Below are 19,896 nucleotides of genomic sequence, written 5' to 3'. Positions count from 1 at the left end.
CACCACCTCCGCCGCGGATGGCGGCGCCGCCGCCACCCCGTCCGGCACCGCCGCCGGTTGCGGCCGCCCGGCCGGCCCCGCCGCCAGTGGCAGGGCCGGCCCCGCCGCCAGTGGCAAGGCCGGCACCGCCGCCTCCGCCGAGGGTCGCGGTCGCCCCTCCGCCGCCGCCGCGTCCGGTCGCGCCGCCGCCACGTCCTGCGCCGCCGCCGCCCCCTGCGGCCAAGAAATGCCCGCCTAACCAGCCCAAGTGCTAGGCCACCGGGCGGTATTCGCGGAACGGGCCTTTTGCGGGCGACAAACGCCCCCGAAAGGCCCTTATTTCCTTGCTTCTGGCCGAAATCGCGCTATACAGCGCGCCATCTCACACGGAAGCATGGCTCACAAGGCCGTCCGGTGGCAGCCGGGGCGACAACGCTCCGTTTTGCTCACACGCTTCCGGAGGAACCAACCGGAGAATTAGAACGATGGCACTACCCGATTTCACTATGCGTCAGCTGCTCGAAGCTGGCGTGCACTTTGGTCACCAGTCTCACCGCTGGAATCCGAAAATGGCGCCGTTCATTTTCGGCAGCCGCAACAACATCCACATCGTCGACCTCGCCCAGACCGTGCCGTTGCTGCATCACGCCTTGCAGGCGGTCAGCGACACCGTCGCCAAGGGCGGCCGTATCCTGTTCGTCGGCACCAAGCGCCAGGCGCAGGACGGTGTTGCCGACGCGGCCAAGCGCTGCGCGCAGTACTTCGTCAATTCGCGCTGGCTCGGCGGCACGCTGACCAACTGGAAGACGATCTCGGCCTCGATCAAGCGCTTGCGCCACCTCGACGAGGTGCTGGCCGGCGGCGATGCCAACGCCTACACCAAGAAGGAGCGCCTGACGCTTCAGCGCGAGCGCGACAAGCTCGACCGCTCGCTCGGCGGCATCAAGGACATGGGCGGCCTGCCCGATCTGATCTTCGTGATCGACACCAACAAGGAAGACATCGCGATCCAGGAAGCCCAGCGGCTGAACATCCCGGTCGCCGCGATCGTCGACACCAATTCGGACCCGAAGGGCATCACCTATGTGGTGCCGGGCAATGACGACGCCGGCCGCGCGATCGCGCTGTATTGCGATCTCGTCGCGCGCGCGGCGATCGACGGCATCGGACGTGCCCAGGGCGATTCCGGCATCGACGTCGGCGCGTCGGCCCAGCCGGTCGTCGCCGAAGAGCTGCCGCCCGCATCGAGCGGCTTCCAGGGCCTTGCCGGTCCGCGCGGCACCGCCGACGATCTCAAGAAGCTCCCGGGCGTGTCGGGTGCGATCGAGAAGAAGTTCAACGACCTTGGCATCTTCCACTTCTGGCAGCTCGCCGAGCTCGACCACGACACCGCCCACAAGATCGGCGAAGAAGTCGGACTGCCGAGCCGTGCGGACGCCTGGGTGGCCAAGGCCAAGGCGCTGACCACGGAAGCGGAATAGTCAAAAGCAGCGACGGGTTGGCCGGACACGATCCGGCCACCATTTCAGTTGACGCGAATTCCTGAGATGGACCGCGGCGGGCGCTTCGATGCCACGCCGCGGCAAACCGGCAGGCAAAAAGGATTTTCAACGATGGCAACGATCACAGCGGCGATGGTCAAGGACCTGCGCGAATCGACCGGCGCGGGCATGATGGACTGCAAGGCTGCGCTCACCGAGACCAGCGGCGATATGGAAGCGGCGCAGGATTGGCTGCGCAAGAAGGGCCTGTCCAAGGCCGCCAAGAAGTCGGGCCGCGTCGCGGCCGAGGGCCTGATCGGCGCGCTCACCAAGGGCACCAAAGGCGTCGTGGTGGAGGTCAACTCCGAGACAGACTTCGTCGCGCGCAACGGCCAGTTCCAGGGCCTGGTCAAGATGATCGCCCAGGTCGCGTTCGACGTCGGCGCCGATGTCGAGAAGATCAAGGCCGCCAAGATCGGCGACGTCACGGTGGAAACCGCCATCAATGACGCGATCGCCACCATCGGCGAGAACATGACGCTGCGCCGCGCCGCCTCGCTCGAAGTGAGCCAGGGCGTGGTGTCGAGCTACGTTCACGGCGCGGTCATCGACGGCGCCGGCAAGATGGGCGTGATCGTGGCGCTGGAATCGCCCGGCAAGGCCGACGATCTCGCAGCGCTCGGCCGCCAGATCGCGATGCATGTCGCGGCCGCCAACCCGCTCGCGCTCGATCCGTCCGGCCTCGATCCTGCCGTCGTCAAGCGCGAAAAGGACGTGCTGGCGGACAAGTATCGCCAGCAGGGCAAGCCGGAGAACGTGATCGAGAAGATCGTCGAGTCCGGCCTCAAGACCTATTACAAGGAAGTGTGTCTGCTCGAGCAGGCCTTCATCCACGACACCGGCAAGTCGGTGGCGCAGGCGGTGAAGGAGGCTGAGGGCAAGGTCGGCGGCCCCGTGAAGATCGCGGGCTTCGTGCGCTATGCTCTCGGTGAGGGAATCGAGAAGCAGGAAAGCGACTTCGCGGCCGAAGTTGCCGCCGCCAGCGGCAAGAAGTAAGCGCCGGAAACTTCCTTCCGGCGTGCCGCCGGAAGCGGCGCCCGGACGAGGAAAGTGCTCATGACTGATCCGGTCTATCGTCGCGTCGTGATCAAGCTGTCCGGCGAATATCTCGCGGGACAGCAGGGTTTTGGCATCGATCAGCCGACCATCGACCGGGTCGCGGACGATCTGATCGCCGCCCGTCATCTCGGCACCGAGGTGGCCGTCGTGATCGGCGGCGGCAATATCGTGCGCGGCGTCGAGGTCTCCTCCCGTGGCGTGTCGCGCCCGACCGGCGACACCATGGGCATGCTCGCCACCATGATGAACTGCCTCGCGCTGGAGTCGGCGATCGAGCGCAAGGGCACGCCGGCGCGGACGCTGTCGGCCTTCGTCATGCCCGAGATTTCCGAACTGTTCACCCGCGCGGCGGCACACAAATACCTCGCCGAGGGCCGAATTGTGCTGCTCGGTGGCGGGACCGGCAATCCGTTCTTCACCACCGACACGACCGCGGTGCTGCGCGCCGCAGAGATCGGCGCCCAGGCGGTGCTCAAGGCGACCAATGTCGACGGCGTCTACTCGGCCGACCCGAAGAAGGATCCGACCGCCAAGAGGTTCGACCGGCTGACGCATTCGCAGGCCATCGAAGGGGACTACAAGGTGATGGATGCGACCGCCTTTGCGCTTGCCCGCGAGACGTCGCTGCCTATCATCGTGTTCTCGATCGCAGAGCCGGGTTCGATCGGCGCGATTCTGCGTGGCGGCGGCCACGGAACCATCGTCGCCGGCTGACGGCTCATCGGTCGCGCCTCGAGGGAAGGGCGCGGAGACGTCGCCGGAATTTTGGCCGGGGTTCTGGCCGGGATTATGAAGGAGAAACGTGATGCCCACGGGTAATTTCGACATGAACGAATTGAAGCGCCGCATGCAGGGCGCCGTCCAGTCCCTCAAGCACGAACTCGGTGGTTTGCGCACCGGACGCGCGTCGGCATCGATGCTGGACCCGGTCCAGGTCGAGGCTTACGGCAGCCACATGCCGCTCAACCAGCTCGCCACCGTCAGCGTGCCGGAGCCGCGGCTGATCTCGGTCCAGGTCTGGGACAAGTCGATGGTCAAGGCGGTCGAAAAGGCGATCGTCGATTCCAATCTCGGCCTGTCACCCGCGACCGAGGGGCAGGTGTTGCGCCTGCGCATTCCCGAGCTCAACGAGGAGCGGCGCAAGGAGTTGGTCAAAGTCGCGCACAAATACGCCGAAGCTGCCAAGGTCGCCGCGCGCCATGTCCGCCGCGATGGCCTCGATGTTTTGAAGAAGCTCGAAAAGAACCACGAGATGTCCGAGGACGACCAGGAGCGTCTCGCCGGCGACGTGCAGAAGGCGACCGACAGCACCATCGTCGAGATCGACCAGTTGCTGGCCGCCAAGGAAAAAGAAATCCTCACCGTCTGAAGCGCGATGAAGTGTTCATCGCGCTTCAGATTAATTGTTCGCGCATGATCTTTTCGGAAAACCGCTTCGCACTTTTCCGGATCATGCTTTAGGGCCGCCTTCATGTCTAACGCCGCCGCGCCCGCTACGGAGGGACCCGACCGGTCCGACGCGCCTGCGCATGTCGCCATCATCATGGATGGCAACGGGCGTTGGGCAGCCGCGCGCGGCCTGCCGCGGGCCGAAGGCCATCGCCGCGGCGTGGAGGCCCTGCGCCGCGTGGTTCGCGCCTCGCACGAGCTCGGCATCCGTTATCTCACCATCTTCTCCTTCAGCTCCGAGAACTGGTCGCGCCCGGCGAGCGAGATCGGCGATCTCTTCGGCCTGCTGCGGCGCTTCATCCGCAACGACCTTGCGAGCCTGCATCGCGATGGCGTCAAAGTGCGCATCATCGGCGAGCGGGACGGGCTCGAGGGCGACATCCGCGAGCTCCTGAACGAGGCCGAGGAGCTGACACGCGGCAACACTCGCCTCACGCTCGTCGTCGCCTTCAACTACGGCTCGCGGCAAGAGATCGCGAAGGCGGCGCAGAAGCTCGCGCGCGAGGTCGCCGAGGGCAGGCGCGATCCTGACACGATCGACGCCGAGACGCTCGGGGGCCATCTCGATGCGCCCGACATCCCCGATCCCGACCTCATCATCCGCACCTCGGGCGAGCAGCGCCTGTCCAATTTCCTGATGTGGCAGGCCGCCTATAGCGAACTCGTGTTCGTGCCGATCCACTGGCCCGATTTCGACAAGGCGGCGCTGGAAGGTGCGATCGCCGAATTTGCCAGGCGCGAACGCCGTTTCGGCGGCCTCGTCGCGAAAACCGCCTCGTGAGCGATCCCGACGCCGCACCGGCGGGCGCTGTGCCGGCCTCCAGCAATCTCGTGATGCGAGTTCTCGCAGCAATCGTGCTGGCGCCGCTCGCCATTGTGCTTGCTTATGCGGGCGGCTGGCTGTGGGCATTTCTCGTCACCCTGGTGTCGATCGGCTTGTTCGCGGAATGGCTGATGGTGGTGGGCGCGGGCTCGGCAGTGCTGACCGCGTTCGGGACGATCGTCCTTGCCAGCATGGGGTTCTGCATCGCCTTTGGCGCGCTCAAGACCGCTGTGATCGCCGGCCTCGTCGGCGGCGCGATCGTTACGGTGATCGCGCGGCGCAAGTTTGTCTGGGCCGCCTCGGGCTTTGCCTATGCATCGGCTGCGCTGCTCGCCTCGATCCTGGTGCGGCAGGATCCCGTGCACGGCTTCGCCGCGTTGATGTTCGTGCTGCTCGTGGTATGGGCCACCGATATCGGCGGTTATTTCGCCGGCCGCGGCATTGGCGGACCGAAGCTTTGGCCGCGTGTGAGCCCGAAGAAGACCTGGGCCGGCGCGTTCGGCGGTTTTGCGGCAAGCCTTGCGGTCGCGGCCGGCTTTGCCGCCTGCGGGCTCGGAAAGGCAATTCCGCTGCTGCTTCTCAGCGCCATCCTGTCGGTGGTCTCACAAGCTGGCGATCTCTTCGAATCCGCGGTGAAGCGGCGCTTCGGTGTCAAGGATTCCAGTCACTTAATTCCCGGCCATGGCGGGCTTATGGACCGCCTGGACGGATTTGTCGTCGCCATCCTGATGGCATGGATTATCGGCTTCCTCCGCCATGGTGTGCATAGCGCCGGAAGCGGACTTATGGTTTGGTGAGAATATGAGCGCGGTCCCATTGCGTAACAACAAGGCTGCGGCGTCGAGCGTTCGCAGCGTCTCGGTTCTCGGCGCCACCGGCTCGATCGGCGACAGCACGATGGATCTGCTGCGTGCTTCTCCCGAGCGCTACCGCGTCGAGGCGTTGACGGCGAACGGCAATGTCGACGCGCTGGTAAAGCTCGCGAAGGAATTTTCCGCGCGCTTCGTCGCGATCGCCGATATCTCCAAATTCGCCGAACTCAAGGACGCGCTTGCGGGAACGAGCACCGAATGCGGCGCCGGCGAAAGCGCAGTGATCGAGGCCGGCGCGCGGCCGGCCGACTGGGTGATGGCCGCGGTCAGCGGCGCTGCCGGACTGAAGCCGGCATTGGCTGCGGTCGATCGCGGCGCGCATGTCGCGCTGGCCAACAAGGAGTGCTTGGTCTGCGCCGGCGACTTCTTCATGCAGCGGGCAGCGAAGGCGGGCGCCTGCATCCTGCCGGCCGATTCCGAGCACAACGCCCTGTTTCAGGCGCTCAGCTCGGGCAACCGCGACGAACTGGTCCGCGTCATCATCACCGCCTCGGGCGGACCGTTCCGGACCTGGAAGAGCGCAGATATCGAGCAGGCCACGCTCGCCCAGGCCCTGAAGCATCCGAACTGGAGCATGGGCCAGAAGATCACGATCGATTCCGCCTCGATGATGAACAAGGGGCTCGAGGTGATCGAGGCGTCCTATCTGTTCGCGCTGACGCCGGACGAGATCGACGTGCTGGTTCATCCGCAGTCGATCATCCATGGCATGGTCGAATTTTCCGACTGTTCGGTCGTGGCTCAGCTCGGCGCGCCCGACATGCGCACGCCGATCGCGCATTGCCTCGGCTGGCCCGACCGCATCAAGGGGCCGGCGGCCAAGCTCGATCTGGCCAAGATCGGCCAATTGACCTTCGAGGCGCCGGATTTCGAGCGGTTCCCGGGGCTTCGCCTGGCCTACGATTCGCTCCGGACCGGGAAGGGGGCGACCACCGTCTACAACGCCGCCAACGAGGTTGCGGTTGCCGCTTTCATCGCCGGCAAGATCCGCTTTGGCGCGATTGCGCGGCTGGTTGAGGCGACGCTGGAGGACTGGATCCGCGCTGGGAACCAGGCGCCGCTGACCTCCGCCGACGACGCAATTTCCGTTGACCATGTTGCGCGAAATAGAGCCGCCGCCCTATTGCCTCAAATTGCCTTAAAGGCATCCTAGGTGGTTCGGGCCAGGGCCTTGCGGCGCTGGATGAGGGATATCGATGTCTGACTTTTTCTTCCATAGTTTCAATACGTTGAGCCACGGGCTCATCGGCTACGCGGTTCCCTTCCTGTTCGTCCTGACCATCGTCGTGTTCTTCCACGAGCTTGGCCATTTCCTGGTCGCGCGCTGGGCGGGCGTTCGCGTGTTAACCTTTTCGCTCGGCTTCGGCCCTGAACTGGCCGGTTTCAACGACCGCCACGGCACCCGCTGGAAGATCTCGGCGATCCCGCTCGGCGGCTATGTCAAGTTCTTCGGGGACGAGAGCGAGGCCTCGACGCCGTCGCCCGAGGCGCTCGCTGCCATGACCGCCGAGGAACGGGCCGGCAGCTTCCACCACAAGAAGGTCGGCCCGCGCGCCGCCATTGTCGCCGCCGGTCCGATCGCCAATTTCATCCTCGGCGCGCTGATCTTCGCCGGCATGGCGCTGTACTACGGCAAGCCGAGCACGATCGCGCGTGTGGACGGCGTTGTCGCCGACGGCGTCGCCGCCACGGCCGGCTTCAAGGTCGGAGACGTCGTCGTGCAGATCGACGGCAAGCCGATCGAGAGCTTTGCCGACATGCAGCGAATCGTTGCGATGAACGCGGGTTCGGCGCTTACTTTCCAGGTGAAGCGGGACGGCGCGGTGGTTTCGCTGACGGCGACGCCGGCGCTGCTGGAGCGCAAGGACCCGTTCGGCAACAGCCATCGCCTCGGCGTCCTCGGCGTCGAGCACAAGTCCCAAGCCGGCGAGGCCTCGACCGCGCCGGTGGGCGTCGGCGAGGCGCTCAAGATCGGGATCGAACAGGTCTGGTTCATCATCACCAGCACCTTCAAGTTCCTCGGCTCGCTGTTCGTGGGAACCGGCAATCCCGGGGAGGTCAGCGGCGTTCTCGGCATCGCAAAGATGTCGGGGCAGGCGGCCAGCGCCGGGTTCCAGTTCGTGATCAACCTATGCGCCGTGCTGTCGGTCTCGATCGGGCTGTTGAATCTGTTCCCGATCCCGCTGCTCGATGGCGGTCACCTTATGTTCTACGTAGCCGAAGTGGTTCGGGGCCGGCCCCTGTCCGAGCGGACGCAGGAGATGGGGTTCCGAATCGGGCTGGGTCTGGTGCTGATGCTGATGGTGTTCGCAACCTACAACGACATCCTGCGAATGGCGGGGTCCTGATAGGGGCTTTTTTGTGACGTTGCTGATCAGCAACGTCTTGGATTGAAATTGAAATTACGGCGCGCTCAACCGTTTGCGACGTCGGGGAAATTGGCTACAAGCGGCTTGAACTTGGGGAATCTCCAGACTGGCTTTGGGGTTGGGTCTGGTACGGAATGATAAGGGCGCGTTGCGCATGAAGTTTGGTCTGCGACTCCGGGGCGGCTTGCTTGCCACCCTGATCATGTTCGGCGCGCCGGTGGTTGCCCCGATTGGGGCTGTTTTTGTGTCTTCGTCTGCGCTCGCTCAGACCGTCCAGTCGATTTCGGTCGAAGGAAATCGCCGTGTCGAGGTGGAGACCATCCGCTCCTATTTCAACCCGGGCCCGGGGGGCCGCCTTGATCAGGGCGCGATCGATGACGGTCTGAAGCGGTTAATCGAGACCGGCCTGTTCCAGGACGTGAGGATCAATCGCGGCGCCGGCGGCCAGATCATCGTCTCGGTGGTGGAAAACCCGGTGATCGGGCGTATTGCCTTCGAGGGCAACAAGAAGATCAAGGACGAGCAGCTTACTGCTGAGATCCAGTCCAAGGCGCGCGGCACCTTCTCCCGCGCCATGGTGCAGTCCGACACGCTGCGAATCGCCGAAATCTATCGCCGCTCCGGCCGCTACGATGTGCGCGTCACGCCCGAGATCATCGAGCAGCCGAACAACCGCGTCGATCTCGTCTTCACGGTCGAGGAGGGGGCCAAGACCGGCGTCAAGTCGATCGACTTCATCGGCAACAATGCGTTCTCGTCCTACCGGCTCAGGGACGTCATCAAGACGCATGAAACGAATTTGCTGAGCTTCCTCGGCAGCGGCGACGTCTACGATCCGGACCGGGTCGAGGCCGACCGCGACCTGCTCCGCCGATTCTATCTCAAGAACGGCTTCGCCGACGTCCAGGTCGTGGCCGCGCTCACCGAATACGATCCGGAGAAGAAGGGTTTCCTCGTCACCTTCAAGATCGAGGAAGGCCAGCAATACCGTGTCGGCGCGGTCGATTTCCGCTCCAGCATTCCGAACTTCGACCCCACCTCGATGCGCGCCTATTCGCGCGTCCACGCCGGTTCGCTCTACAACGTCGAATCGGTCGAGAAGTCGGTCGAGGAGATGCAGATCGAGGCCTCGCGCCGCGGCTATGCCTTCGCCGTGGTCCGTCCCGGCGGCGACCGCAACTTCGAAGCGCACACCGTGACGGTGGTCTTCAATATCGACGAAGGCCCGCGCACCTATATCGAGCGCATCAACGTCCGCGGCAACACCCGCACGCGTGATTACGTGATCCGCCGCGAATTCGACATCTCCGAGGGCGACGCCTACAACCGCGCGCTGGTCGATCGTGCCGAGCGGCGCCTGAAGAATCTCGACTACTTCAAGACCGTGAAGATCACGACGGAGCCGGGCTCCTCCAGCGACCGCGTGGTTCTGGTCGTCGATCTCGAAGAGAAGTCGACCGGCGACTTCTCGGTTTCGGGCGGCTACTCCACCACCGACGGTGCGCTCGCCGAAGTCTCGATCTCCGAACGCAACCTGCTTGGCCGCGGCCTGTTCGCCAAGGCATCGGTGACCTACGGCCAGTATGCGCGCGGCTATTCGCTGTCGTTCGTCGAACCGTATTTGCTCGACTACCGCGTTGCGCTGGGCCTCGACCTCTATCAGCGCCAGCAACTGTCCAACAGCTACATCTCCTACGGTACCAAGACGCTGGGCTTCAGCCCGCGCCTCGGCTTCAGCCTGCGTGAAGATCTGGCGCTGCAGCTGCGTTACTCGGTCTACCAGCAGGAAATCACGCTGCCGAGCTATCTGGCGAACTGTAACAACAACCTGGGAACGTCGGCGTTCAATCCGAGCCCGGCCTTTGCCGCGTCGCAGATTCCGCCGCTCGATCTGAGCGCGACCAACGGCCTCGGCTGCTACAACGACGGCGAAGCCTCGCTGCCGGTGCGCAGGGAACTTGCGAACGGCAAGACGCTGACCTCGGCGCTCGGCTACACGCTGACCTACAACACCCTCGACAACAACAAGAACCCCACCGACGGTCTGCTCGTCGACTTCCGGCAGGATTTTGCCGGCGTCGGCGGCGACGTCTCCTACCTGAAGTCCGTTGTCGATGCGAAGTATTACGCTCCGCTGGTCGCGGACGTCGTCGGCCTCGTCCATTTGCAGACCGGCATCCTGAACAAGATCGGCAGCGACGACCTGCGCATGCTCGATCATTTCCAGATGGGTCCGAACCTGGTCCGCGGCTTTGCTCCGAACGGCATCGGTCCGCGCGATCTGAATCCCTACGGCTCGCAGGACGCGCTGGGCGGCACCAAATATTGGGGCGCTTCGCTCGAATTGCAGATGCCGTTCTGGTTCCTGCCGAAGGAAGTGGGTCTGAAGGGTGCGGTCTACGCCGACGCCGGTGGTCTCTATGACTATCAAGGCCCGACGACGTGGTCGGTGACCAACGAAATGACCACGACCAAGAACTCGACCTGTACGCCGTCGACCGTCAACCCGGCCTCGCCTGGAACGTGTACCGGCCTGGTGTATGACAACGGCAATGTCGTCCGCTCGTCGGTTGGTGTCGGCCTGATCTGGCAGTCGCCATTCGGACCGCTGCGCTTCGACTACGCCGTGCCGCTCACCAAGGGCAAGAATGACCGTACGCAGGAGTTCCGGTTCGGCGGCGGCACCAGCTTCTAATTCGAGCAGCAGGGCACGATCCGGATCGGGGAAGCCGGTTTCCGAAGGGGTCGTGTCGATCCAAGAGATGAGGCATGATGCGGTTGACCGCTTCATGCCGAAGCCGGACCGCGACGGGGTGGAATGGCGCAGCCGACCTTCTTCACAAAGCCGCCGGCCTTAGCGCTGGCTGACATTGCCGCGCTGACCAAGGCGCAACTGGTCGACCCTATTAGGGGCGGCCAAATCATCACCGGCCTGGCTTCGCTCGACGAGGCCGGCCCGATGCACCTGACGTTCTTCGACAATCTGAAATACGCCGACCAGATCAAGGCGACCAAAGCCGGCGCCTGCCTGGTGAGCCCGCGTTTCGAGGCCCAGGTGCCCGCGCATGTTGCCGTGCTGCGGGTGAACCACCCGTTCCGCGCCTTCGTCAGGATCGCACGGGAATGGCACGGTGACGCGCTCAGGCCGCAATCCTGGGTCGGCAATGACGGCATCGCGCCGTCGGCGATCATCGACCCCTCGGCGCGGCTCGAAGACGGCGTGATCGTCGATCCCCTGGCCGTCATCGGCCCGGATGCTGAGATCGGCAGCGGCACGGTGGTCGGCGCCGGCGCCGTGATCGGCCCCGGCGTCAGGATCGGCCGCGACTGCAACGTTGGCGCCCGCACGGCGATCCAGTGCGCGCTGATCGGCAACAACGTCCTGATCCATCCCGGCTGCTCGATCGGCCAGGACGGCTATGGCTTCATCTTCTTCGGTCCCGAGGGCCATCTGAAGGTGCCGCAGACCGGGCGGGTGGTGATCCAGAACGACGTCGAGGTCGGCGCCGGCACGACGATCGATCGCGGCAGTTTGCGCGACACCGTGATCGGGGAGGGCACCAAAATCGACAATCAGGTTCAGATCGGCCACAATGTGACCATCGGCCGGCACTGCCTGCTGGCGGCCCAGATCGGGCTGGCGGGCAGCCTGACCATCGGCGACAACGTGGCGCTGGGAGCGAAGGTGGGCATCAACAATCACCTCAAGATCGGGGACGGGGCCCAGGTAACTGCCATGAGCGGCGTCAAGGACGACATCCCCCCGGGCGGACGCTGGGGCGGTTTTTTTGCCAAGCCGACCCGGCAGTGGTTCAAGGAGATTTTGGCGGTGGAGCGCCTGGCGCGCGACAGCAAGGCCGATCCGAAGCAGGAGGAACGGGAGTGACGGACGAAGCACCGGTCAGGTTCGAGCTTGTGGACATCAACATGATCCTGCAAACGCTCCCGCACCGCTTTCCGATGCTGCTGATCGACCGCGTGATCAACATACGCACCGATTACAGCGGTATCGGCATCAAGAACGTCACCTTTAACGAGCCGCCGTTCCAGGGCCACTTCCCGGATCGCCCGGTCTATCCCGGCGTGATGATGATCGAGGCAATGGCGCAAACCGCGGGCGTGATCGGCATCAAGTCGGTCGAGGGCACCGAGAAGCCGCGGGCGGTCTACTTCCTCACCATCGACAAATGCAAGTTCCGCAAGCCCGTGATGCCCGGCGATACCATCGAGTACCACATGCGCTCGATCGGCCGCCGCAAGACCATGTGGTGGTTTCACGGCGACGCCAAGGTCAACGGCCAGGTCGTCGCGGAAGCCGACGTCGGGGCGATGCTGACCGACTGAGCGGAATCAGCTCCGTTGGACCGGCTGCCGCGTGCGGCAGTCGTAGCGGTTGCCAGCGACCTCGCGCCTGATCGTCTGGTTGAAGAACCGGCCCATGGACGGTACGCCGAGCAGGCGCTCGACCGTCTCGGCCGGGACCCCGCAATAGCGGTCATACCTACCGTTGATCGCGACGACGAGGTCTTGCTGCGCCCGGTCGTAGCAGACGCGCTGCAGGACCGTGCTGCGGGTGATGTCGCGGCATTCGAACGTCTCGAGATCGACAAGGCGGCGTTCGCCGGTCTCGACTGTCTCGGAGACGATCGGTGTACCCATCAACTGCGCGAGCAGGATTGCCAAGGCTCTGACCACCGGACTTGAAGCTCCGCATGAACACGTTGATGGGTTGCGACGGCCGGTTCATCCGGCGCTTGAAACAGGCCGAGATGATACGTCACTGGACAGAGCGGGCATAGTCGCGCTAACCAGCGGAAAACGAAGCAACTTCAACGCATAACCAGACCTTCTTGATAAGTAAGATTGCTTGATGAGCAAGATTGATCCCACCGCGCGGGTGGCAGACGGCGCATTGATAGGCGAGGGCACCGAGATCGGACCCTTTTGCATCATCGGTCCGCATGTCGTGATCGGCAAAAACTGCAAGCTGATCGGGCAGGTGCATATCGCCGCGCAGACCTCGATCGGTGATGATTGCACTATCTATCCGTTCGCCTCGCTCGGTACGCCGCCGCAGTCGCTCAGCTATCGTGGCGAGCTGACCAAGCTGACGATCGGCTCGGGCTGCACTATCCGAGAATCCGTCACCATGAATGCCGGCACGGTTGCCGGCGGCGGTATCACGGAGGTCGGCGACCGCAGCTATTTCATGAATTGCAGCCATGTCGGCCATGACTGTCATGTCGGCAACGACGTGATCTTCGCAACCTCCGCCACGCTCGGTGGTCACTGCGAGATCGGCGACTTCGTCTTCATCGGCGGTCTGTCTGCGGTGCACCAATTCACCCGCATCGGCCCGCAGGTGATGGTTGGCGGCGTGTGCGGCGTGCGCGACGACGTCATCCCGTTCGGGCTGGTCAACGGCCAATATGCTGCGCTCGAGGGCCTCAACATCATCGGCATGAAGCGGCGCAAGTTCACCAAGCAGCGGCTTGCGACCGTGCGCGCATTTTACCAAAAACTGTTCCACGGGTCCCGCACATTCGCCGAGCGGCTCGAATCGGTGCGGCCGCTGGCAGGCGAGGATCCCGCGATCGCCGAGATCCTCGACTTCATCGGCAAGGGCAAGCATCGCCCGCTCTGTCTTCCCGCCATCGCAAAGTGAGTTCTGGGATGACTGCGGGCGCGGCATCGGCGGCTTCGGAGATTTCATCCCCGGTCGGCGTGGTCGCTGGCGGCGGCGCGATGCCGTTCGCGGTCGCCGAGTCGCTCGCCGCGCGCGGCGTTACGCCGGTGCTGTTTGCGCTGCGTGGCGCCTGCGATCCGGCGAAGGTGGAAAAATTCCGCCACCGCTGGATCTCGGTCGGCCAGCTCGGCCGCGCGATGCGGTTGTTTCGCGAGGAGGGCTGCCGCGACCTGATCTTCATCGGCACGCTGGTACGGCCTTCGCTCTCGGAGATACGGTTCGACTTCACAACGCTGCGGCTGCTCGGTAATGTCATCCGCGCCTTCCGCGGCGGCGACGATCATTTGTTGTCCGGCGTCGGGCGCATCCTCGAGCAGGGCGGCTTTCGCATGGTCGGCATCAGGGACGTCGCGCCCGACCTGCTGATGCCCGAGGGCTGCATCACCCGCGCCTGGCCGAGCGACAACAGCAAGACTGACATCGAGCGCGGGCGCGCGGTGCTGAGCGCGCTCGGGCCGTTCGATATCGGCCAGGCCGCGGTGGTGATCGATGGCCACGTGGTGGCGGTCGAGGATATCGAGGGCACCGATGCGCTGCTGGCTCGCGTCGCACGCCTGCGCGAGGAGGGGCGCATCCGCGCAGCGACGCGCCGCGGGGTGCTGGTGAAGGCGCCGAAGAGCGGCCAGGATCTGCGCTTCGACCTGCCGACGATCGGCGCACGCACCATCGAGGGCGTCGCCGCCGCCGGCCTGGCCGGCATCGCCGTCATCGCCGGCAACACCATTGCCGCCGAGCCGCAGGCGATGATCGGGATCGCCGATGCCAAATATCTCTTCGTCATCGGTCTGCCGGCGTGATGCAGGGGCGCGATCCGAAGCGGAAGATTTTCCTGATCGCGACGGAGGAATCCGGCGACAGGCTCGGCAGTGCGCTGATGAGGGTGCTGCGCCAGCGGCTCGGCGATGGTGTGCAGTTCGAGGGCGTCGGCGGCCGCACCATGACGCACGAGGGGCTCAATTCGCTGTTCCCGATCGAGGAATTGTCGATCGTCGGCTTCGCCGCAGTGGTGCAGCACTTGCCGAAGATTTTGCGGCTGATCCGCCAGACCGCGGACGCCGTGACGGAGGCCGCGCCCGACGCGCTCGTCATCATCGACAGTCCCGATTTCACCCATCGGATCGCCCGCCGCGTACGCGCGCGCAATCCGGCGATTCCGGTCGTTGATTACGTCTCGCCCTCGGTCTGGGCCTGGCGGCCGGGCCGGGCGCGCGCCATGCTCGGCTATGTCGACCATGTGCTCGGGCTGCTGCCGTTCGAGCCTGAGGAATACCGCAGGCTGCGGGGACCGCCATGCAGCTATGTCGGCCATCCCCTGATCGAGCAGTTGGCGTCGCTGCGGCCGAATGCCGAGGAGCGGGCGCGCCGCGACACCGAGCCGCCGGTTCTCCTGGTGCTGCCCGGCAGCCGCCGCAGCGAGATCAGGCATCATCTCGATGTGTTCGGCGCGACGCTTGGTCGATTGCAGGCGGAGGGCCGCACGTTCGCGCTGATGCTGCCGACCATGCCGCATCTCGAAACCGCCATCCGCGAGGGCGTTGCGAACTGGCCGGTCAAGCCGCAGATCGTGGTCGGCGAAAGCGAGAAGCGCGCCGCCTTCCGCATCGCGCACGCGGCGCTGGCGAAATCGGGCACGGTGACGCTGGAGCTCGCGCTGTCAGGCATCCCGATGGTGACGGCTTATCGGGTCGGCGCGATCGAGGCCTTCATCCTGCGCCGCGCGGTCAAGGTCTCGTCTGTGATTCTTGCCAATCTCGTGATCGGCCAGGACGTGATCCCCGAGTTCCTGCAAGAGGACTGCACGCCGGAGAAGCTCGCACCGGTGCTGGCCGAGGTGCTGACGGATTCACCGTTGCGCCGCCAGCAGGTCGAAGCGTTTGCCCAGCTCGACGCCATCATGTCAACCGGCAACAAATCGCCGAGCGTGCTCGCCGCCGACATCGTGCTCGCAACGATGCGGAAGGGAACGCGGAAGCCCTAGCCAAGGCCGCCGTCGACCTGGAAGCACTGGCGCGTCACGCGCTGGCTCGCGTCGGAGGCGAGGTACAGCGCCATGTTTGCGATGTCGTCGGGCGTCACCGCATCGGGAATCGCCTGGCGGATGCGAAGCTCGGCGATGCTCTGCTCATTCGGATACCACAGCCGGCGCTGGCGTTCGGTGATCACCATGCCGGGTGCAATTGCGTTGACGCGGATGCGGTCGGGACCGACTAGCCGGGCCAGCGAATTGGTGAAGCCGACGATCGCCGCCTTCGCCGCGGCGTAGACCGGCAGCGCCGGCGCGCCGCGCATCCACGCCACCGACGACATGTTGATGATCGAGCCGCCGCCGCGGGCCTGCATCTGCGGCACCACCGCTTGCACTGCAAAGAAGACGTGCTTGAGGTTGACGCCGATCATCCAGTCGAATTCGGTGGGCGTCACCTCGGCCAGCGCCTGGCGCTGATCATTGGCCGCGTTGTTGACCAGGACTGCGGCATCGCCAAGCGAACGGTGGATCTTTACGATCGCGTCGCGCAGCGCGTCGATGTCCAGGAGGTCGCAGGGCACGAACAGCGGCGCGGCCCCGGACGCGGCCGCTACCTCTGCGACCAGCGCGGCGCCGGCAGCTTCGTCGATATCGAGGAAAGCGACGCGGGCCCCTTGGGCCGCGAAGGCGCGGACGAAGGCGGCGCCGATGCCGCTGGCACCCCCGGTGATCAACACCACGCGGCCTTTAAGGTCAGAATAGGTTGTCTTCGTCATGCGATCAGCCGCTCCGTCTCGGGGTCGAACAGGCAAATGCGACGTGTGTCGAGCGCGAAGGAGGCGGATGCACCGGGGGTGGGGCGGATATCCGGCGTAACGCGCGCCATCGCGGGCTCGCCCCCGAGCCGCAGCAACACCATCGTCTCGGCGCCGGTGGGCTCGACCATCTCCACCGGCGCGTTGAGGACAATGGGCGTGTCGCCGGAAAACACGCGGCTGCCCTCGGCGATGCATTCCGGCCTGATCCCGAAGACCACTTCGCGGCCGACAAAGGGCGCCGCCGCGTCGTATCCTTGCAGGCGGAGACGAACCTCATCCGGCCGCCCAACTCCGATCGCGGCCACCAGCCCGCTGGCGTCGGCCTCAAGCCGCGCCGGCATCGTGTTCATCGGCGGCGAGCCCATAAAGCGGGCGACGAACAGGTTGGCGGGATAGCGGTACACGGTATCAGGGTCGGCGAACTGCTGCACCACGCCGCGATGCATCACGGCGATCCGCGTCGCCATCGTCATCGCCTCGATCTGGTCGTGGGTGACATAGACGATGGTGGCGCGGATGCGCTGGTGCAGCCGCTTGATCTCCATCCGCATCTCGACGCGCAGCTTGGCGTCGAGATTGGAGAGCGGCTCGTCGAACAGGAACAGCAGGGGATCGCGCACCAGTGCCCGGCCCATCGCCACGCGCTGGCGCTGGCCGCCGGACAATTGCGACGGCTTGCGGCCGAGCAGCGGCTCGATCTGGAGCAGCCTTGCCACGTTTGTCACCGCCTTCTCCTGCTCCGCTTTCGGTACATGGCGGCATTCCATGCCGAAGGTGATGTTCTGGCGCACCGTCATCGACGGATAGAGCGCGTAGGACTGAAACACCATGGCGATGTCGCGGTCCTTAGGCGGGATGTCGTTGACGACGCGGCCGCCGATTTCCACGGTCCCTTCGCTCGGACGGTCGAGCCCGGCTACGATGTTGAGCAGCGTGGACTTGCCGCAGCCGGACGGCCCGACCAGCACCGTGAATTCGCCGCTCTCGATGTCGAGATCGATACCCTTCAGCACCTCCAGATTGGCGTAGCGCTTGGATAGGGTGCGAATACTCAATGCTGCCATGATGACCCCATCATTTCACTGCGCCGGCGGTAAGGCCGCGCACGAAGTACCTGCCGCCGAGGAGATAGATCAACAACGTGGGCAGGGCCGCGATGATCACCGCAGCGCTCTGCACGCCATGCTGCGGGATATCTGCGATTGCCGCAGATAGCGCGATGAGCGCGGCCGTGACCGGCTGCTGCTGGCCGGTCGTGAATGTCACGCCATAGAGGAATTCGTTCCAGATGTGCGTGAACTGCCAGATCACGGTGACGATCAGGATGGGAGCCGAGAGCGGCAGAATGATGCGCCAGAAGATACGAAAGAACCCGGCGCCATCGATGCGCGCGGCCCTGATCAATTCATGTGGAATGGCGACATAATAGTTTCGGCAGAACAGCACGGTGAAGGAGAGCCCCTGGATCGTGTGAATCAGCACGAGGCCCGTCAGCGTGTTGATGAGACCGATGTCCCGCAGCACGATGGTCCAGGGAAGCAGGCGCATCTGCTGGGGAAGGAAGAGGCCGAGGGTCACGATGCCGTAGATCCAGTTGTCGCCGCGAAAACGCCAGAGCGAGACGGCGTAACCGGCAATCGCTCCCAGTATGGTCGAGAAGATCGTCGCGGGAATCGTGACGAGCGCAGAGTTCAGCATGTACGGCCGGATGCCCGCGCAGGTCTCGGCGACGCAGAAACCGCTCCACGCAGCGGCGTAGTTGCTCCATGCCCATTGCTTCGGCCAGCCGATCATCGAGGCCTGTGCGATCTCCTCGTTGGCACGGAGCGAGTTGAGAACGACAACAGCCAGTGGCGCGAGATAGGCGGCCGCGAACAACGAAACCACGAGATAGATCAACATCCGGCTCGGCGCGAAGGTTCGGTCACGCATGGTTCGACCGCCGTCGCTGGACATAACGCCAAGCTGCGTAGGGCAGCAGGACCGCGAGGAGAATGAGCAACATGAGCACCGCCGCCGCCGCACCCCGGCCGAGCTGGCCGCGCTGGAACATGAGATCATAGACGACAAGGGCCGGCAGCTGGGTCGCTATACCGGGCCCGCCATTGGTGAGCGCGCGGACGAGGTCGAAGGCCGAAATTGCGAACTGCAACTGGACCACGACGACGGTGATAGTGATCGGCCAAAGCGTGGGCAAAATGACGCGCCGGTAGATTCTGATCGGACCAGCGCCGTCGATCTGCGCGGCCTTGATAATGTCGGCGTCGACGGACCGAAGGCCGGCGAGGAACAGCGCCATGGCGAAGCCAGAGGACTGCCAGACCGCAGCGATAACGATGGTCCAGATTGCCATGTCGCGGTCGACCAGCCAGTCGAACCGGAAGGAGGTCCAGCCGAGGTCGTGAACGAGTTTCTGGATCCCGATGCCGGGATTGAGCAGCCAACTCCAGACCGTGCCGGTGACGACGAACGAGACCGCCAGGGGGTAGAGGAAGATCGTTCGCAGCACGTTCTCGCCGCGAATGCGCTGATCGAGCAGGATCGCAAGCATGAGGCCGGTCACCAAACTGAGCAGTACGAAAGCGCTGCCAAACAGCAGCAGATTGTCAAAGGCAATCTGCCAGTTCCGCGACGCCAGGACCGCGGTGTAGTTGCGCAAGCCCACCCAGCCCGACACCGGAACAAGCGTGGATGGCGTGAACGAAATCCAGAACGTCCACAGCGAAAACGAAACGAGGTGCGCGGCCGACAGCAGCAGCGGCAGCCAGATCATCAGATATTCGGGCAGCCGGCGCACCATTTCAGAGGTCGCCGGCCGGCCCGGTTGCGTTGCTGTCGAGACGGCGCTGGTCAACGCGCGCCCTCGACGGCCTCGGCGAGGCGGGTTACGGCCTCCTCCGGCTTGATGGTCTTATTCTTCACGTACTCGGTGATGACGTCGATCATCGCGGCGGTCAGGCCGTTTTCCTGCGCCATGTTGTGCGCGAGGCTCAGGACGGCCTGATTGTTGGCGACAGCGTCCTTCAGCGCTGCGGCGGTCCGCCGTTGACCATCCGACCAGCCTTCGCCGGAGAGATCGACATCGGTGCGCACGGGTATCGACCCCGTGATCTGCGAATACATTGTCTGGATCGCCGGATCCATGACGAGCTGGGCCATCAACGTCTGACCAGCCTGCAGGTCGGGCTCCTTGCGCTGCCAGAATATGAAGGCATCGGCATTCAACAGGAAGACCGGCTTGCTATTGTCGCTGGGGCCCGGCGTGATCGTGAAG

The 19,896-nt window shown here is 64.7% G+C and carries 20 protein-coding genes and 1 pseudogene; 14 read left to right on the top strand and 7 right to left on the bottom strand.

Translation table 11 applies throughout. The features are described 5' to 3' along the window. Window positions 1–247, bottom strand: a 247-nt coding sequence (locus GWG65_RS38935) for a hypothetical protein (RefSeq protein ID WP_275200708.1), incomplete at its 3' end; no start/stop codon positions are given. Between the two features lie 217 nt (window positions 248–464). Here GWG65_RS38935 and GWG65_RS38930 point away from each other — a divergent pair. The 11 genes from GWG65_RS38930 (at window position 465) to fabZ (ending at window position 12,436) form a co-directional block, all read left to right on the top strand. Further along, on the top strand, window positions 465–1,460 hold the full coding sequence (locus tag GWG65_RS38930; protein WP_275200707.1) for a 30S ribosomal protein S2: 996 nt from the start codon (window positions 465–467) through the stop codon (window positions 1,458–1,460). 132 nt (window positions 1,461–1,592) lie between these two features. Further along, window positions 1,593–2,516 (top strand): translation elongation factor Ts, encoded by a 924-nt coding sequence (tsf, locus tag GWG65_RS38925; protein ID WP_275200706.1) that lies wholly within the window; start codon window positions 1,593–1,595, stop codon window positions 2,514–2,516. Between the two features lie 60 nt (window positions 2,517–2,576). Then, window positions 2,577–3,293: a UMP kinase gene (pyrH, locus tag GWG65_RS38920; protein WP_275200705.1), complete on the top strand. Its 717-nt coding sequence runs from the start codon at window positions 2,577–2,579 to the stop codon at window positions 3,291–3,293. A gap of 91 nt (window positions 3,294–3,384) precedes the next feature. After that, a complete protein-coding gene (gene frr / locus GWG65_RS38915; RefSeq protein ID WP_148741288.1) occupies window positions 3,385–3,948 on the top strand; it encodes a ribosome recycling factor in 564 nt (187 codons plus the stop codon). A 102-nt stretch (window positions 3,949–4,050) separates the two neighbouring features. Next, on the top strand, window positions 4,051–4,809 hold the full coding sequence (locus GWG65_RS38910; protein WP_275200704.1) for an isoprenyl transferase: 759 nt from the start codon (window positions 4,051–4,053) through the stop codon (window positions 4,807–4,809). After that, a complete protein-coding gene (locus GWG65_RS38905) occupies window positions 4,806–5,648 on the top strand; it encodes a phosphatidate cytidylyltransferase (protein ID WP_275200703.1) in 843 nt (280 codons plus the stop codon). The genes GWG65_RS38910 and GWG65_RS38905 overlap by 4 nt, the downstream gene beginning before the upstream one ends. Before the next feature lie 4 nt (window positions 5,649–5,652). Beyond that, a complete protein-coding gene (dxr, locus tag GWG65_RS38900; RefSeq protein WP_275200702.1) occupies window positions 5,653–6,876 on the top strand; it encodes a 1-deoxy-D-xylulose-5-phosphate reductoisomerase in 1,224 nt (407 codons plus the stop codon). A 43-nt stretch (window positions 6,877–6,919) separates the two neighbouring features. Beyond that, window positions 6,920–8,071, top strand: a complete 1,152-nt coding sequence (rseP, locus tag GWG65_RS38895) for an RIP metalloprotease RseP (protein WP_275200701.1) — start codon at window positions 6,920–6,922, stop codon at window positions 8,069–8,071. 175 nt (window positions 8,072–8,246) lie between these two features. Next, window positions 8,247–10,787, top strand: coding sequence for an outer membrane protein assembly factor BamA (gene bamA / locus GWG65_RS38890; RefSeq protein ID WP_275200700.1), 2,541 nt, complete (start codon window positions 8,247–8,249; stop codon window positions 10,785–10,787). Between the two features lie 123 nt (window positions 10,788–10,910). Then, window positions 10,911–11,978 carry a UDP-3-O-(3-hydroxymyristoyl)glucosamine N-acyltransferase gene (lpxD, locus tag GWG65_RS38885; RefSeq protein WP_275200699.1) on the top strand — a complete coding sequence of 356 codons (1,068 nt, stop codon included), beginning with the start codon at window positions 10,911–10,913 and terminating at the stop codon, window positions 11,976–11,978. Continuing rightward, window positions 11,975–12,436 carry a 3-hydroxyacyl-ACP dehydratase FabZ gene (fabZ, locus tag GWG65_RS38880; protein ID WP_148741281.1) on the top strand — a complete coding sequence of 154 codons (462 nt, stop codon included), beginning with the start codon at window positions 11,975–11,977 and terminating at the stop codon, window positions 12,434–12,436. The genes lpxD and fabZ overlap by 4 nt, the downstream gene beginning before the upstream one ends. A gap of 6 nt (window positions 12,437–12,442) precedes the next feature. On the opposite strand, the gene GWG65_RS38875 is transcribed toward fabZ, so the two are convergent. Continuing rightward, a complete protein-coding gene (locus GWG65_RS38875; protein ID WP_275200698.1) occupies window positions 12,443–12,787 on the bottom strand; it encodes a KTSC domain-containing protein in 345 nt (114 codons plus the stop codon). 175 nt (window positions 12,788–12,962) lie between these two features. Between GWG65_RS38875 and lpxA the strand changes: the two genes are divergently transcribed. From lpxA to lpxB, 3 genes are read left to right on the top strand one after another with little or no spacing between them, the layout of a single operon-like run. Then, window positions 12,963–13,757, top strand: coding sequence for an acyl-ACP--UDP-N-acetylglucosamine O-acyltransferase (gene lpxA / locus GWG65_RS38870; RefSeq protein ID WP_275200697.1), 795 nt, complete (start codon window positions 12,963–12,965; stop codon window positions 13,755–13,757). Window positions 13,758–13,765: 8 nt separating this feature from the next. Next, window positions 13,766–14,635 (top strand): UDP-2,3-diacylglucosamine diphosphatase LpxI, encoded by an 870-nt coding sequence (gene lpxI, locus GWG65_RS38865; protein WP_275200696.1) that lies wholly within the window; start codon window positions 13,766–13,768, stop codon window positions 14,633–14,635. Next, window positions 14,632–15,816, top strand: coding sequence for a lipid-A-disaccharide synthase (lpxB, locus tag GWG65_RS38860; RefSeq protein WP_275200695.1), 1,185 nt, complete (start codon window positions 14,632–14,634; stop codon window positions 15,814–15,816). Before lpxI ends, lpxB begins: the two co-directional genes overlap by 4 nt. Here lpxB and GWG65_RS38855 read toward each other — a convergent pair. The 5 genes and pseudogenes from GWG65_RS38855 to GWG65_RS38835 all read right to left on the bottom strand — a co-directional run. Continuing rightward, window positions 15,813–16,580: an SDR family oxidoreductase gene (locus GWG65_RS38855; protein WP_275200694.1), complete on the bottom strand. Its 768-nt coding sequence runs from the start codon at window positions 16,578–16,580 to the stop codon at window positions 15,813–15,815. The genes lpxB and GWG65_RS38855 overlap by 4 nt on opposite strands. Beyond that, window positions 16,577–17,686 carry a sn-glycerol-3-phosphate ABC transporter ATP-binding protein UgpC gene (ugpC, locus tag GWG65_RS38850; RefSeq protein ID WP_275200693.1) on the bottom strand — a complete coding sequence of 370 codons (1,110 nt, stop codon included), beginning with the start codon at window positions 17,684–17,686 and terminating at the stop codon, window positions 16,577–16,579. Before ugpC ends, GWG65_RS38855 begins: the two co-directional genes overlap by 4 nt. Before the next feature lie 10 nt (window positions 17,687–17,696). Then, on the bottom strand, window positions 17,697–18,554 hold the full coding sequence (locus GWG65_RS38845) for a carbohydrate ABC transporter permease (protein ID WP_275200692.1): 858 nt from the start codon (window positions 18,552–18,554) through the stop codon (window positions 17,697–17,699). Continuing rightward, entirely contained in the window at window positions 18,547–19,476 is a 930-nt protein-coding gene (locus GWG65_RS38840; RefSeq protein WP_275200691.1) for a sugar ABC transporter permease, read from the bottom strand. The genes GWG65_RS38845 and GWG65_RS38840 overlap by 8 nt, the downstream gene beginning before the upstream one ends. Next, window positions 19,473–19,896, bottom strand: a pseudogene (locus tag GWG65_RS38835) (carbohydrate ABC transporter substrate-binding protein); the annotation flags it as partial. The gene GWG65_RS38840 and the pseudogene GWG65_RS38835, both read right to left, overlap by 4 nt.

Source organism: Bradyrhizobium sp. CSA207 (assembly GCF_029051685.1).
Taxonomy (GTDB): Bacteria; Pseudomonadota; Alphaproteobacteria; order Rhizobiales; family Xanthobacteraceae; genus Bradyrhizobium.
This window is presented reverse-complemented; position numbering and strand designations above follow the sequence as displayed.

What these genes read in the sequence shown, in the direction of transcription:
- GWG65_RS38930 (WP_275200707.1), top strand. Translation starts at nt 465, where the DNA reads ATGGCACTACCCGATTTCACTATGCGTCAGCTGCTCGAAGCTGGCGTG.
- tsf (WP_275200706.1), top strand. Translation starts at nt 1,593, where the DNA reads ATGGCAACGATCACAGCGGCGATGGTCAAGGACCTGCGCGAATCGACC.
- pyrH (WP_275200705.1), top strand. Translation starts at nt 2,577, where the DNA reads ATGACTGATCCGGTCTATCGTCGCGTCGTGATCAAGCTGTCCGGCGAA.
- frr (WP_148741288.1), top strand. Translation starts at nt 3,385, where the DNA reads ATGCCCACGGGTAATTTCGACATGAACGAATTGAAGCGCCGCATGCAG.
- GWG65_RS38910 (WP_275200704.1), top strand. Translation starts at nt 4,051, where the DNA reads ATGTCTAACGCCGCCGCGCCCGCTACGGAGGGACCCGACCGGTCCGAC.
- dxr (WP_275200702.1), top strand. Translation starts at nt 5,653, where the DNA reads ATGAGCGCGGTCCCATTGCGTAACAACAAGGCTGCGGCGTCGAGCGTT.
- rseP (WP_275200701.1), top strand. Translation starts at nt 6,920, where the DNA reads ATGTCTGACTTTTTCTTCCATAGTTTCAATACGTTGAGCCACGGGCTC.
- bamA (WP_275200700.1), top strand. Translation starts at nt 8,247, where the DNA reads ATGAAGTTTGGTCTGCGACTCCGGGGCGGCTTGCTTGCCACCCTGATC.
- lpxD (WP_275200699.1), top strand. Translation starts at nt 10,911, where the DNA reads ATGGCGCAGCCGACCTTCTTCACAAAGCCGCCGGCCTTAGCGCTGGCT.
- lpxA (WP_275200697.1), top strand. Translation starts at nt 12,963, where the DNA reads ATGAGCAAGATTGATCCCACCGCGCGGGTGGCAGACGGCGCATTGATA.
- lpxI (WP_275200696.1), top strand. Translation starts at nt 13,766, where the DNA reads ATGACTGCGGGCGCGGCATCGGCGGCTTCGGAGATTTCATCCCCGGTC.
- GWG65_RS38855 (WP_275200694.1), bottom strand. Translation starts at nt 16,580, where the DNA reads ATGACGAAGACAACCTATTCTGACCTTAAAGGCCGCGTGGTGTTGATC.
- ugpC (WP_275200693.1), bottom strand. Translation starts at nt 17,686, where the DNA reads ATGGCAGCATTGAGTATTCGCACCCTATCCAAGCGCTACGCCAATCTG.
- GWG65_RS38845 (WP_275200692.1), bottom strand. Translation starts at nt 18,554, where the DNA reads ATGCGTGACCGAACCTTCGCGCCGAGCCGGATGTTGATCTATCTCGTG.